Source organism: Salinivibrio sp. YCSC6, assembly GCF_004916735.1.
GTDB classification, from domain to species: Bacteria; Pseudomonadota; Gammaproteobacteria; order Enterobacterales; family Vibrionaceae; genus Salinivibrio; species Salinivibrio proteolyticus.
Genome location: NZ_CP039516.1, coordinates 2713210 through 2726357, shown reverse-complemented (window position 1 = coordinate 2726357; position 13148 = coordinate 2713210). Strand labels below are relative to the sequence as shown.

The following is a 13148-nucleotide window of genomic DNA, read 5'->3' as shown; positions in this document are numbered from 1 at the left end:
GACTTTCCAAACGATTGCAAAATATTATGGATTATAAAAAAGCAACAATCATTATTTCTTTTTACAATAATAAAAAGGCATTAAGTATGATTTTTCAATCACTCAAAGAAGAATCAAACTATAATTTTGATGTGATTGTTGCCGATGATGGATCATCCGATGATATCACTTCATGGTTAAAAGACTATATTAAATTGCTTCCTTTTCGCGTGTTTCATGTTTGGCATGAAGATAAAGGATTTAGAAAAAATCGAATTTTGAATAAATCGATTGCTGCGTCTAAAACTGATTATTTAATCTTTATCGATGGCGATTGTGTACCTCAATATGGTTTTGTACAAGATCATCTGTATGCTGCAGAAAAAGGGAAGGTTGTCTGTGGACGTCGTGTCGAACTATCTGAAAAATATACCAAAAAGTTATGTTCTTCGCCAAAGAAATCAACGTTTAGTCATGTTCACTTTATTCCAATGATGTTCCGTTATTTGTGGTTTAATCTGTTAGGTTATGATACAGACGTTACCGGTAAACACATTGAAAACGGTATTCATATAAAATTTCTCAGAAATCTAATGTTAAAAAGGCGTTTAGAAAAGTCGATTATCGGTTGTAATTTTTCTTTGTTTAAAAACGATTTCAAAAAAATCAACGGATTTGATATGAATTATGAAGCGCCTGCAGTGGGTGAAGACACAGATATTGAGTTTCGTTTGAATGGCGTTGGTATAAAAACAAAAGCATTAAAATTTGGTGCAGCATTACTGCACCTTTATCATCAAGAGCTTAAAAGACCGTCTATAAATAAGGATATCTTTCAAGAAACCTTGAGAAATAAAGCATTCTGGGCAAACAACGGTTTAGATAAGCTATAGTTTTTCATGGATGACGTGCTGGTAAATATCTTGATACTTTTTTGCACATATTGAGATATCAAATTTTTTGGCTGTATTTAATGCTTCTCGGGCCATACATTCTAACACCTCAGGTGTTTGAGATAGTGTTTCAATATAGTGAGCAAGTGATGCAGCATCACCAGACGGGATCAGATAGCCATTAGTCTCGTGATTAATAATATCAGGGATCCCGCCTGCCTTCGTACCAATTGCCGGCAAGCCTGTGGCCATCGCTTCGAGAATCACAGAGCCTAGCCCTTCACTATACGACGGATGGACCAGCAAATCGGCGGCCGCGAACCAGTTCCCCATTGCGCTTTGTTTACCCATAAAGCTAATGTTGTCAAGGCCTTGTGCTTGTTTTTCGAGCTCAGCGCGCGCTTTACCGTCGCCTAGTAAGCAGATGTGAACCTGAGGAGCATGCTTCTCGAGCACCTTGGCGGCGCCAATTGTGACATCAAAGCCTTTATGGGCGTACATATTCGCGGCTTGAATGACCAAAAACTTATTAGCAAACTGCGCCTTAATCGCGTCGACGTCCGCGTCTGAAACGGGATAATGAACCGGAGAGCTAGGAATGGTTGCTACATTCGCTTGAGGGTGGCGCCGAGTTATCTGGCGGACAATCTCCGAACTGAGCCCGACCAACGTGCTTGCACGTGTATAGGCAAGTTGAGATAGCCATTTACGCTTTAGGGGGTTATCAATGCGTCGCGTGACGATATAGGGTACGCCATGTATCAAGCGCTGGAGCAGCGCCCAATAAATGGCTCGGCCTTCATGAACATGTACCACATTGCAGTCAGCGGTGATTGAGCGCTGATGCGAGCGAGTATAATGCTTACAAAGCACTAATTGGCACTGTTCAAGCGCGCGAATTTCATCAGCAAACGGGCTTTTGGGGTTAGCGACCACAGTGAGTTGATAACCCATTGCGAGCTGTTGTTTGATCAGTGTGAGTGTTTGTCGCTCACCGCCGCTAAACCCAGATGCAAGATTGACGTGGCAAATGTGCATATCAAGATTGCCTCTTAACATAGTCTCTCAACCACAAATCGGCATAGCGTGTGAAGACGACATTAGCACTGAGAAGTGCGAGGACGAGCCCATGTCGACCATCTAAAAAGCCTTTTTTTAATATATACATTTTTATGAATCGAAATAGTGCATGGCTAATAGCTTTTAATACACTCGACGACTTTTTACCTTCCCTCTGATCACTCCAAAGCTTTATGTACTGGTTAGTCTTCGCGGTGTACTCATGAAGATAATGAAATGTATTATGCTTTAATACACCACCTAAATAGACTTTTTGATGTGTACTGGGTACTAAAACATGTTCATGGACTAGCGAGTCAGAATACTGAGCCTCAGATGTTTTATAGAGACGACAGATCCAATCAGGGTGCCAACCAGAGTGTTTTATTTCCTTACCAAATGCACGGGATAGTCGGTTCACATAATAAACTGTGTTCGTCTGTTGGCTATTAATGGCACTTAAGATGCTTTCTTTTAATTCAGGTGTGACTTGTTCATCAGCATCTAGCCACAAGACAAAATCACTTTCCACATATGCTTGTGCGCGCTGTCGCTGCTTACCAAAACCTTGCCAATCTGATTCAATATAGACTTTGTCCGTATATTGTTTGGCAATATCGAGCGTCTGATCGGTGCTACCAGAATCAAGAATGATGATCTCATCGACCCAGCCATCTACGGACTGTAGACACGGCTCGAGATTGTGTGCTTCGTTTTTTACAATCAGTGCGACGGCAAGAGTATTAGTTGTTTTGGTCATGATGGCTTCCCTGTCCTTGCCACTAGATCAATTACCTGACGTGGGTCCAAATCGTTTAAACATTTTAAATGCCCTAACGGACATTCGCGTTTAAAGCATGGGCGGCAGTCGATATCGGTGTGAATAATATCGACTTTATGGGTTAATGGGGGCGTATATTGCGGGGATGTGGAGCCATATACCGCAATGACATGACAATTTACCGCGGCAGCGATATGCATCAGACCCGAGTCGTTGCTGACCACGGTTTGGCAGGCACCGAGTAAGTCAACGGCTTCAATCAGGCTGGTTTTCCCCGCTAATACATACATGTCATCTTGCTGGCCAGACAGTGCGGCAATGTTTTCACAGGTTTCAACGTCTTTTGCCGAGCCGAACAGCCATACTTGGTAGCCTTGTGCAATCATCGCTTGTGCGACCGCGGCATAGTGGCGTTCGGGCCACTTTTTCGCTGGGCCAAATTCGGCCCCTGGGCATAAACCAAGCACGGGCTTATCTTGATTCAGCCCCATTTTTTTGACCACGGCCGCTTGTGCGTCAGGGTCAATGGTTAACTCAGGTTTTGGCAGGCCTTCAAGACCGCCGAGTGAGGCTGAGCTTTGCATCTCAGCACGAGGGTGAGCCAATGTGACATAGCGCTCAACCATGTACTGAAAGGCTTTCTTGTTGGGGCGTAAGTCATTCAGCAAGCCATACCGCATTTCACCTTTCCAGCCTGTGCGCACTGGAATATTGGCAAACCAAGGGATCAGTGCCGATTTGGCCGAATTAGGCAACACATAGGCGTGATCATAGTGGTGCTTTGCGAGTGCTTTACCTAATTGGCGACGTTTACCGAGCGCAAATTCGCCATGGCCGAGCGGCATCTCAATGCTGCGATTGACCTCTGGCATGCGTGCTAAAATTGGGGCACACCACGCTGGTGCCATCACATCAATCTTGGCGTTAGGGTGCTGTTGCTTAATAGTTTTATACAGTGATTGTGACATCACCATATCGCCTACCCAAGAGGGACCAATGACCAGTATGTTCATCATGCTGCCGCCTTCTTTTTTGCTTCTTGATAAATGTTGCGGCCATCTTCTCGGGTCCGGAGAAGCTGAAGAATCCACATATATTGGTCTAGCTGTCCTTCTAGCATTGTCTCGATTTGCGCATTCATAGCGCGTGCATCTGTCTGACTTTCGCCGGTCGGAAAGTCGTTGAATGCGGGATAAACGGTGATGTTAAATCGCCCTGTTTGGGCATTAAAGCCGGACAATACCGGGACAATATGGGAACGGGTCACTTTGCTTAGCTTGCCCAAACTTGGCAAGGTGGCTTTGGTGGTGGCAAAAAACGGCACGAATTCGCTGCTTTCATCACGCATATCTTCATCGGGCAAGTAGTAACCTAGAAATCCGCGTTTAACGGCGCGAATAAAGGGTTTAATTCCGGCCTCACGTTCGTAGCAGTTCCCGCCGTATTGCACGCGTTGGCGATGCATCAGCCAATCCAGCAGGCGATTCTTTTGTCGTTTAGAAAAGGCCGCCACTGGTAGCCCTTGAGAAGCAAACAGAATGGCTGCGGCATCAATGGCCCATGTGTGGGGGACAAATAGGATCACCGCTTCGCCATTATCCGTGTGGCGAGTGATATGCTCTATGCCCGCGACGTCACAGTGGTGTTGAAACCAATGGCGGCTTCGCAAGGTGATCAGCGGAAAGCTAAGCAAAAAGGCCCCAGCCGTGGTCAAGGTTTCTACCAAAATCGCCTGACGAGCCTCGGCGGATTTGTCAGGAAAGCAGGCTTCGAGGTTAAGCCATGCATTCAAAATGGTACCTTTTTTCTTTGCTACCAGTTTGTTGGCGACCCAGCGAGAAAAGCGATACTTCGCCTTAGCCGGAGTGAGTAAACAAACGGGAAGGGCAACCAAAAGCATCAGCCATGTGCCCCAGTATTTGGGCGCCAGATAGGCACGCGAAAATTCTGGGTTGTAGGCATGCGCGTCGTAATCGTGTCGCTGTTTTGTCATTGCTCTTTCTCACGCCCCAGCCTCACTGGGGCGAACTATTGTTATTAGCGATTAATTTCGGCCAAGTACGCGGCAACACCTTCAGCAACGGTTTTAAATGTTGCGGTGTAGCCTGCCTCTCGAACCTTGGTGAGATCGGCTTGCGTGTAGGCTTGGTAACGGCCTTTCAGGTGGGCAGGAAATGGAATTTCTTCGATTTCGCCTTTGCCGTGAAATGCGATCACTGCATTGGCAACGGCGCTGAATGGCTCAGCACGGCCGGTACCACAGTTAAAAATCCCAGAGATTTGCTGCTGCCAGAACCAGATATTCATTGCGCAAACATCGCCGACATAGACAAAATCACGCTTGAAGGTATCACTGCCTTCAAAAAGCTTGGGATTTTCACCGTTTAAAATTTGTTGGTTAAGGTGGTAGGCCACTGAGGCCATACTGCCTTTATGCTGCTCGCGCGGGCCATACACATTAAAGTAGCGAAAGCCGGTGATGGGTGGCAGTGTTTCACCATGAGCTGCCGCATCGTCCCATACGCGACGGACATAGTTATCGAATTGCTGCTTCGAATAGCCATAGACATTGAGTGCCCCTTCATAGTCGGGCGCTTCAATAAAATCGCTATCACGGCCGCCGTAAGTGGCTGCTGATGAGGCGTATAAGAACGGAATATCACGCTCAATACAATAATGGAGTAGCTCTTTGGAGTACTCATAGTTATTGAGCATCATGTACTTACCATCCCACTCTGTGGTGGAAGAGCAGGCGCCTTGGTGAAAAACCGCCTCAATAGGACCAAAGTCATCACCCGCCATAATTTGGGTGAGGAAATCGTCTTTATCCATGTAGTCGGCGATATCGAGATCAACGAGGTTAGCGAACTTGGTGCCGTCTTTTAGGTTATCGACCACCACAATATCGCGATAGCCTTGCTGGTTGAGTGCTTTTACTAAGTTGCTGCCGATCATGCCGGCGCCACCTGTCACAATTATCATATCATTACCTAAATTTTTGCCTGACGACAGACGCCGTCGCCTTCGCTGTTGTCTGTGATAGTATGGTTTAGCATCAACCGGGCAGAGGACAGAACCATACATGAAAACCCGCGATCGAATTATCCATGCTGCACTGGCTTTGTTCAATCAACACGGCGAGCCAAATATTACCACAAACCATATTGCGGCTGACCTCGGTATCAGTCCGGGCAACCTTTACTATCACTTTCGCAATAAAGAGGCGATTATACACAGTATATTCGACCAATACGCGCAAGATCTCGCCTTGGCGTTTGATCCTCATCAGCCACGCGACGATACCCAAGCCCTGTTGCAGCATTATTTAGATGCGACGTTTAGCCTGATGTGGCGGTATCGGTTTTTTTACGCCAACCTGCCCGACATTCTGCGCCGAGATGAAGCTTTGCAACAAAAGTACTTGGCCGCCCAGCAACAGCTGCAAGTCAATTTAATGACCATACTTCAACACTATAGCCAAGCAGGCTGGCTTGCGTTGGATGAAAGTGCCCTTAGTGCCGTTGGCGAAACCCTGAAGTTGGTGGCGTCGAGCTGGATTTTTTACCAAAGCGCCCAGGCTCCCCAAACGCAAATTCACGCGGGGGTGATTTATAAAGGGGTTCTGCAAATGCTAGAGCTTCTCAGGCCCTTAACCACCGCACAAGGACAAGCCGCCATTGGTGTATTAATAGACCACTATAGCAAGCAATTAGTTCGCCAAGATAAGCATGCTTTAGACACGCTGAACTGAGTAGTTCGACGGTTTGCCTGCTTAGCTGCGCGATATTCAAACAAGATGACAGCGATTACACGATATGAATCACTGTCTGACATCCCTTATTGGCACCTGGGTATTTAACGTGCCATGATAGCCGCCATCATTCGCTGCCACTGTTAGGCAGCGACCTTCCTAAAGTAATCATCACAGCATGGAGATTGCGATGACGGCTGCCTTCTATCAGCAAATTCGTCACCAGCTTGAGCAAGTAAAAGCTGATGGCTTGTACAAAAGTGAACGTCTTATTACCTCGCCACAAGCGGCCAGTGTTGCCGTCAATCATGAGCAGCAGGTACTGAACTTTTGCGCCAATAACTACTTGGGGCTGGCGAACCATCCTGAGTTAGTCAAGGCTGCCAAGGCAGGGATGGATGAGCACGGTTTTGGTATGGCGTCGGTACGGTTTATTTGTGGGACGCAAGATGCACACAAAACCCTGGAAGCCAAGTTATCTGACTTTCTCGGAATGGAAGATACCATCCTGTATTCCTCATGCTTTGATGCCAACGCGGGCTTGTTCGAAACCATTCTCGGCCCTGACGATGCCATTATTTCTGATGCGCTAAACCATGCGTCAATTATCGATGGCGTACGCTTGTGTAAAGCGAAGCGATTCCGTTATGCCAACAACGATATGGACGAACTGGAAGCCCAGCTTAAAGCCGCGAAAGCCGCCGGTGTGGCGAATATCTTGATTGTGACTGATGGTGTCTTCTCGATGGACGGCGTGGTGGCGAACTTACCAGCTGTGTGCGATCTGGCGGAGCAATATGGCGCGCTAGTCATGGTGGATGATTCCCACGCAGTTGGCTTTATGGGCGAGCATGGCCGAGGGACGCACGAATACCATCAAGTGATGGATCGTGTCGACATCATCACCGGCACCTTGGGTAAAGCGATGGGTGGCGCGTCAGGGGGCTACACCTCAGGCAAAAAAGAGGTGATTGATTGGCTACGTCAGCGTTCGCGCCCTTACCTCTTCTCCAACTCGCTGGCACCTGCGATTGTGTCTGCCTCTATCCGTGTACTGGATATGCTGGCCGAAAGTGACCACTTGCGTGAGCAGCTTTGGGACAACAGCAAGCACTTCCGTGCACGCATGACGGAAGCTGGCTTTACGCTAGCTGGGGCCGATCACGCCATTATTCCTGTGATGCTTGGCGATGCCAAAGTGGCCAGTGAGTTTGCCGAGCGCATGATGGAAGAGGGCGTCTATGTGGTGGGCTTCTCCTACCCTGTGGTACCGAAAGGTCAAGCTCGTATCCGCACCCAGATGTCAGCCGCGCATACACGTGAGCAATTGGACCGAGCTATTGATGCCTTCATTAAAGTAGGCAAAGAGATGCAACTGATTGGGTAATGTCATGACACAAACAACCATGAAAGCTTTGGCGAAACTCAAAGCGGAGCCCGGCATTTGGATGACAGAGACCGAGCTTCCCGAGCTGGGGCACAACGATCTACTGATCAAGATTCGAAAAACGGCCATCTGTGGCACCGACGTGCACATTTACAAATGGGATGAGTGGTCGCAAAAGACCATTCCGGTACCTATGGTGGTTGGCCACGAATATGTCGGTGAAGTGGTCGGCATTGGTCAGGAGGTACGCGGCTTCTCATTGGGTGACCGCGTATCGGGTGAAGGGCATATCACTTGTGGACACTGCCGCAACTGTCGCGGTGGTCGTACTCACCTGTGCCGCAACACCGTTGGTGTAGGCGTTAACCGCGAAGGTGCCTTCGCGGAGTATCTGGTGATCCCCGCGTTTAACGCGTTCAAAATCCCAGATGAGATCTCCGATGACCTAGCCTCGATTTTCGACCCATTCGGTAATGCCGTGCATACGGCGCTGTCCTTTGATTTGGTGGGCGAAGACGTGTTGATCACCGGCGCGGGGCCGATTGGCATCATGGCCGCTGCGGTGGCGCGTCATGTTGGGGCACGTCATGTGGTGATCACCGATGTGAATGAATATCGCCTTGAGCTTGCCCGCAAAATGGGTGTCACGCGCGCGGTCAATGTGGCTGAGTCCTCTCTGGAGTCGGTAATGGCAGAGCTTGGCATGACGGAAGGCTTTGATGTTGGCCTCGAAATGTCTGGGGTGCCGGCGGCGTTTAATAGCATGCTGGCGGCCATGAACCACGGTGGCAAGATTGCGCTCCTTGGCATCCCACCGAGTGATATGGGCATTGATTGGAATCAGGTGATCTTTAAAGGGCTCGTGATCAAAGGTATCTACGGCCGCGAGATGTTCGAAACCTGGTACAAGATGGCATCGTTAATTCAATCTGGCTTGGATTTAACCCCGATCATCACCCATCACTACAATGTGGATGACTTCCAACAAGGCTTTGATGTGATGTGTTCAGGGCAATCTGGCAAGGTGATCCTCGATTGGCAGCGCTAACGCCTCTGGTTTAGCGGCGCTGAAGCGCGCAAAACATCCGCACGCCCACCTATTTGGTGGGCGTTTTTAATCCAGCCAAGGGAGTGGATTGGTGGTGTTGCCTTTGCGGCGAATTTCGAAATACAAGGAAGGGGTGGATTGGCCACCGCTGTCGCCGACCAAGGCGATAGGCTCACCGGCGGTCACGGTATCGCCCACATCTTTTAGCAAGGCTTGGTTATAACCATACAAGGTCATGTCACCTTTACCGTGGTCTACTGCAATCAATAGGCCATAGCCACGCAACCAGCTCGATAGCACCACTTTACCCGCATGCGCCGCTTTCACTTCGGTGCCGCGCTTGGCGCCAATCACCACACCGTTCCAACTGACTTGGCCGGACTGACGTTCGCCAAAACGGTGTAACAACGTGCCTTTGACGGGCCAAGTGAGCTTGCCTTTGGCATTCGCAATCCCTGCCATCTTCACGGTGGCGCGTCGTGCCGCCGCGGCGATTTCTTCTTGTAAACGTTGTTTGTTCGCGTTGAGTTCCGCAAGGTAGGCACTGTCACTGGCAATTTGTGCGCGAATTTTTTTCGCCGTTTGACTTTGTGCGGCTTGCTCGCTTTCCAAATCCCGCTTTTTCTCTTGCAGTTCGGCGACCAAAGCAGACTGCTTATCGCGTTGTTGTTTCAGCTGGTGCGCGGTTAACTGATATTCGGTACGTGTGGCGGCGAGGGATTCAATCGCAGCTTGACGAGATTGTGCCAAGGTTTCGGCATAGCGTGTGAGTCGGTCTAATTGTGCAATGTCGTCGCCACTGAGTAGGCGCTGGAGCTGATCGTGTTGGCCTTGACGGTATTGTGCGTCCAGTAAGTCGGCCAGTAAGGCTTGCTGGCCAACCATCTCTTGTTGGAGACGGGCCTGTTTTTTAGTGAGCGTCTCAATCTCGGCCTCTGTATCACCAAGAGCGCTCTGTGCAGAGCGAATTCGTTTCGATAGCGTTTCAATCCGCGTGGCTTGCGCTTTTAAATCCCGTTGCAGGTGATTCAGTTTTTTGTTGTGTGCGGCCAATTGCGATTGTTGGCGAGCGATTTCATCACTGACGCCTTCCAATTGGGAATTGGCGCTCGTTGAAAAAGTGAGCAGGCACAGAAAAACGCCAGTGCACAAGGCACTGGCGCGGAGGGCTGTCAAAAAGCGTGTTCGTTTCTCCCGCATGAGGGGATTATTTCAGATCGAACACCGGCTTGCCAGTCATCTCTTCTGGAATCTCCATACCGGTCAAGGCCAGCATGGTTGGGGCCAGATCAGACAGCTTGCCGCCTTCTTTCAACGTGATGTCTTTACTGCCCACATACATCAGTGGCACTGGCAAATTGGTGTGGGCGGTGTAAGCGCCACCAGTGTTTGGATCCACCATCATCTCGGCGTTACCGTGGTCGGCGGTAATCAGCATCTGACCGTCCACTTCTTTAATCGCTTCCAGCACGCGACCAATGCAATGGTCTACCGCTTCACATGCCTTCACCGCGGCATCGTACACGCCAGTGTGGCCGACCATGTCGCCGTTCGGGTAGTTACAGATGATCATATCGAACTTGCCAGATTTGATCGCCGCAACGAGCTTGTCAGTCAACTCTTCTGAGCTCATTTCTGGCTGCAGATCGTAGGTTGCCACTTTTGGTGAGGCAACCAACGCACGTTCTTCGCCTTCAAACACGGTCTCGATACCGCCGTTAAAGAAGAAAGTCACGTGAGCGTACTTCTCAGTTTCAGAGATGCGCAGCTGGGTTTTACCGTTTTTCGAGAGCCACTCACCCAAGGTGTTGGACAAGCTCTCTGGTGGGAAGGCGACCGTGGTATCGATGTCGGCTGCATATTCTGTCAGCATCACAAAGTCAGACAGCTCAGCGTATTTTTTACGCGTAAAGCCATCGAAATCCGGCATAAAGGCGCGGGTCATTTGACGCGCACGGTCGGCACGGAAGTTCATGAAGATGACTGCATCGCCGTCGTTGATAGTCGCTTTATTGTCACCGTCGCGATAAATTTCGGTCGGCGCGACAAACTCATCGTTTTCTTCACGGGCGTACGCAGCCTCTAGGCCCTCAACCGCGCTGGTCGCCGTGAACTCGCCATGAGCTTGGGTAAGCAGGTCATAAGCGCGCTCAACACGGTCCCAGTTGTTGTCTCGGTCCATCGCGTAGTAGCGGCCCACTAAAGATGCAATGCGGCCTTTACCGAGTTTGGTAAACAGGGTATCAAAACGCTCAAGTGATGCTTTGGCGCTACGTGGTGGCGTATCACGCCCGTCGAGGAAGCAGTGCAGGTAGATTTGGTCGGCACCGCGTTCAGCGGCAAGCTCAACCATAGCCGCAATATGGTCTTCATGACTGTGTACACCGCCTGGTGACATCAGACCCATAATGTGAACCGCTTTACCTTTGTCTACCGCTTTATCAACCGCAGCAGTCAGCGCTGGCGTTTGGTTAAACTCACCATCTGCAATGGCTTTGGTGATCCGAGTCAAGTCTTGGTAAACCACGCGGCCAGCACCAATGTTCACGTGTCCCACTTCTGAGTTACCCATTTGCCCGTCCGGCAGGCCCACATCGAAACCTGATGCAGAGATCAAGGTGCTGTTAGCGGCCATCAGGCTATCGAGTACCGGGGTGTTGGCGTTGGTGATCGCATTATCGCTTTGCGGATCGCGATAACCCCAACCATCGAGAATCACCAGTGCGAGTGGTTTTTTTGCAGACATATTACGTCCTCTCAATTCAAGCTAAAGACTGACATTGGCTGCCATAAGACAACCACTGAGGCTTGATGCCGACCCGAGCTGAGCAGCAGCATGACTCAATGGTCATTGAATGAGCGTAATTTTACTACATTTTACGCCGCGATATGTAGGCTAAGATCAATTATCCCTGCTGACAAGTTGACCGTTAGGCTTGCCAATGCCCCTTGAGTCCCCTCATTATGGCGAAGATCCAGCCGGCTTGCGAATGGCTTTGCTCGATTTCTGCTATTGGTGAAACCTTCTTTCTTTTCAAGTTATTGAGCGGGTGGGGAAAACCGTGCTAGTCATCTGGCAAGTGAGCGAGCGCGCGGATTTACGCGGACAGGCTGTAAAACCATGGCGAGCAAGTTATACTCGACACCATTTTTCACCCCTTGATGGATTCTCGCGACGCGAGTCAGCAAGCAGTATAGAGCAAAGTTTATGCAGGAATATATCGATTTCGTCTCCAACAACATGCTCCTCACTTTGGCATGGGTAGGTTTAGCCGCAGCACTGCTAATGTCCTTAATTAAGCAGAAAACCGCGGCATACAAAGTGGTTGCGCCGAACCAAGCGGCGATTATTACCAACCGTGAAAACGGTGTGTTTGTCGATATCCGTAGTCGTGATGAGTACCGTGCTGGCCACATCACTGGTGCGATCAACCTCTTGCCGAGTGAAATCAAATCGAACTCACTGGGTGAGCTTGAAAAACACAAAAATGACCCCATCATTGTGGTATGTAAAACAGGTCAAACGGCGGCAGAAAGCGCAAACCAGCTAGTCAAAGCTGGGTTTGACACTGTGTATGTACTTAAAGATGGTCTCACCTCTTGGAATGATGCCAATATGCCACTGGTTCGCGCCAAAAGCAGCAAGGGCAAAACCAAGAAGAAAAAGTGATCATCAACTCAAATATCGAGCGGTCGCATGACGCGGCGGCTCGCTTTTTTTAATGTGCTGGGCACATTGAGCCAATTTAAAGTAAGGATTAACCATCATGGCTGAAGCAGAAACCAATCAACAAGCCGAGCAAAATTTCGCTATCCAACGTGTGTTTTTGAAAGATGTGTCTTTCGAAGCGCCAAACTCTCCGGAAGTGTTCCAACAAGATTGGGCGCCAGACGTTAACTTGGATCTCGACACGCAAAGCCGTGAGCTAGGCGAAGGCATTTATGAAGTGGTTCTGCGCCTCACGGTGACAGTGAAAAACCAAGACAGCAATGCCTTCCTTTGTGAAGTGCAGCAAGGCGGTATTTTCTCGGTGACTGGCATGGAAGCGCCACAATTGGCACACTGCTTGGGCGCATTCTGCCCGAACATTCTTTTCCCGTATGCCCGTGAAACCATTTCAAGCTTGGTCGTCAAAGGCACCTTCCCGCAATTGAACCTTGCTCCTGTTAACTTTGATGCGCTGTTCATGAACTATCTGCAACAGCAAGCTGACGAGCAAAAAACCGAAGACGCGCAAGCGTAAGGATTG

13 protein-coding genes are annotated in these 13148 nt (G+C 49.3%); 6 read left to right on the top strand and 7 right to left on the bottom strand.

Annotated elements, in window-relative coordinates:
- Positions 1-26 precede the first annotated feature (26 nt).
- Positions 27-872 carry a glycosyltransferase gene (locus E8E00_RS12705; RefSeq protein ID WP_096630564.1) on the top strand — a complete coding sequence of 282 codons (846 nt, stop codon included), beginning with the start codon at positions 27-29 and terminating at the stop codon, positions 870-872.
- Here E8E00_RS12705 and E8E00_RS12700 read toward each other — a convergent pair.
- The 5 genes from E8E00_RS12700 to rfaD are packed head-to-tail and all read right to left on the bottom strand — an operon-like array spanning position 867 to position 5694.
- Complete coding sequence (locus E8E00_RS12700; RefSeq protein ID WP_096630567.1) at positions 867-1910, bottom strand: glycosyltransferase family 4 protein; 1044 nt, start codon at positions 1908-1910, stop codon at positions 867-869. The two genes, E8E00_RS12705 and E8E00_RS12700, sit on opposite strands and share 6 nt — an antisense overlap.
- A gap of 1 nt (position 1911) precedes the next feature.
- Entirely contained in the window at positions 1912-2691 is a 780-nt protein-coding gene (locus tag E8E00_RS12695; RefSeq protein WP_069590883.1) for a glycosyltransferase family 2 protein, read from the bottom strand.
- A complete protein-coding gene (gene waaF / locus E8E00_RS12690; protein WP_096631578.1) occupies positions 2688-3725 on the bottom strand; it encodes a lipopolysaccharide heptosyltransferase II in 1038 nt (345 codons plus the stop codon). Before waaF ends, E8E00_RS12695 begins: the two co-directional genes overlap by 4 nt.
- Positions 3725-4705 (bottom strand): lipid A biosynthesis (KDO)2-(lauroyl)-lipid IVA acyltransferase, encoded by a 981-nt coding sequence (locus E8E00_RS12685; protein WP_069590880.1) that lies wholly within the window; start codon positions 4703-4705, stop codon positions 3725-3727. Before E8E00_RS12685 ends, waaF begins: the two co-directional genes overlap by 1 nt.
- A gap of 44 nt (positions 4706-4749) precedes the next feature.
- Complete coding sequence (gene rfaD, locus E8E00_RS12680) at positions 4750-5694, bottom strand: ADP-glyceromanno-heptose 6-epimerase (RefSeq protein ID WP_077455079.1); 945 nt, start codon at positions 5692-5694, stop codon at positions 4750-4752.
- 100 nt (positions 5695-5794) lie between these two features.
- Between rfaD and E8E00_RS12675 the strand changes: the two genes are divergently transcribed.
- The 3 genes from E8E00_RS12675 to tdh all read left to right on the top strand — a co-directional run bounded on the left by E8E00_RS12675 (position 5795) and on the right by tdh (position 8898).
- Positions 5795-6463 carry a TetR/AcrR family transcriptional regulator gene (locus E8E00_RS12675; RefSeq protein ID WP_096630570.1) on the top strand — a complete coding sequence of 223 codons (669 nt, stop codon included), beginning with the start codon at positions 5795-5797 and terminating at the stop codon, positions 6461-6463.
- A 190-nt stretch (positions 6464-6653) separates the two neighbouring features.
- Positions 6654-7850: a glycine C-acetyltransferase gene (locus tag E8E00_RS12670; RefSeq protein WP_069590876.1), complete on the top strand. Its 1197-nt coding sequence runs from the start codon at positions 6654-6656 to the stop codon at positions 7848-7850.
- A gap of 19 nt (positions 7851-7869) precedes the next feature.
- Positions 7870-8898: an L-threonine 3-dehydrogenase gene (gene tdh / locus E8E00_RS12665; RefSeq protein ID WP_096631581.1), complete on the top strand. Its 1029-nt coding sequence runs from the start codon at positions 7870-7872 to the stop codon at positions 8896-8898.
- A gap of 66 nt (positions 8899-8964) precedes the next feature.
- Here the strand turns inward: tdh and E8E00_RS12660 are convergent, their stop codons facing one another.
- Complete coding sequence (locus E8E00_RS12660; protein WP_240531922.1) at positions 8965-10074, bottom strand: peptidoglycan DD-metalloendopeptidase family protein; 1110 nt, start codon at positions 10072-10074, stop codon at positions 8965-8967.
- A gap of 31 nt (positions 10075-10105) precedes the next feature.
- Positions 10106-11644, bottom strand: coding sequence for a 2,3-bisphosphoglycerate-independent phosphoglycerate mutase (gene gpmM, locus E8E00_RS12655; RefSeq protein ID WP_096630575.1), 1539 nt, complete (start codon positions 11642-11644; stop codon positions 10106-10108).
- 462 nt (positions 11645-12106) lie between these two features.
- Here gpmM and E8E00_RS12650 point away from each other — a divergent pair, with 462 nt between their 5' ends.
- Positions 12107-12568: a rhodanese-like domain-containing protein gene (locus E8E00_RS12650; protein WP_077455084.1), complete on the top strand. Its 462-nt coding sequence runs from the start codon at positions 12107-12109 to the stop codon at positions 12566-12568.
- 97 nt (positions 12569-12665) lie between these two features.
- Positions 12666-13142: a protein-export chaperone SecB gene (gene secB / locus E8E00_RS12645; RefSeq protein ID WP_069590868.1), complete on the top strand. Its 477-nt coding sequence runs from the start codon at positions 12666-12668 to the stop codon at positions 13140-13142.
- Positions 13143-13148: the final 6 nt, after the last annotated feature.

Excerpts from the sequence above, each read along its gene's own strand:
- E8E00_RS12705 (WP_096630564.1), top strand. The coding sequence starts at position 27 with ATGGATTATAAAAAAGCAACAATCATTATTTCTTTTTACAATAATAAA.
- E8E00_RS12700 (WP_096630567.1), bottom strand. The coding sequence starts at position 1,910 with ATGCACATTTGCCACGTCAATCTTGCATCTGGGTTTAGCGGCGGTGAG.
- E8E00_RS12695 (WP_069590883.1), bottom strand. The coding sequence starts at position 2,691 with ATGACCAAAACAACTAATACTCTTGCCGTCGCACTGATTGTAAAAAAC.
- waaF (WP_096631578.1), bottom strand. The coding sequence starts at position 3,725 with ATGAACATACTGGTCATTGGTCCCTCTTGGGTAGGCGATATGGTGATG.
- E8E00_RS12685 (WP_069590880.1), bottom strand. The coding sequence starts at position 4,705 with ATGACAAAACAGCGACACGATTACGACGCGCATGCCTACAACCCAGAA.
- rfaD (WP_077455079.1), bottom strand. The coding sequence starts at position 5,694 with ATGATAATTGTGACAGGTGGCGCCGGCATGATCGGCAGCAACTTAGTA.
- E8E00_RS12675 (WP_096630570.1), top strand. The coding sequence starts at position 5,795 with ATGAAAACCCGCGATCGAATTATCCATGCTGCACTGGCTTTGTTCAAT.
- E8E00_RS12670 (WP_069590876.1), top strand. The coding sequence starts at position 6,654 with ATGACGGCTGCCTTCTATCAGCAAATTCGTCACCAGCTTGAGCAAGTA.
- tdh (WP_096631581.1), top strand. The coding sequence starts at position 7,870 with ATGAAAGCTTTGGCGAAACTCAAAGCGGAGCCCGGCATTTGGATGACA.
- gpmM (WP_096630575.1), bottom strand. The coding sequence starts at position 11,644 with ATGTCTGCAAAAAAACCACTCGCACTGGTGATTCTCGATGGTTGGGGT.
- E8E00_RS12650 (WP_077455084.1), top strand. The coding sequence starts at position 12,107 with ATGCAGGAATATATCGATTTCGTCTCCAACAACATGCTCCTCACTTTG.
- secB (WP_069590868.1), top strand. The coding sequence starts at position 12,666 with ATGGCTGAAGCAGAAACCAATCAACAAGCCGAGCAAAATTTCGCTATC.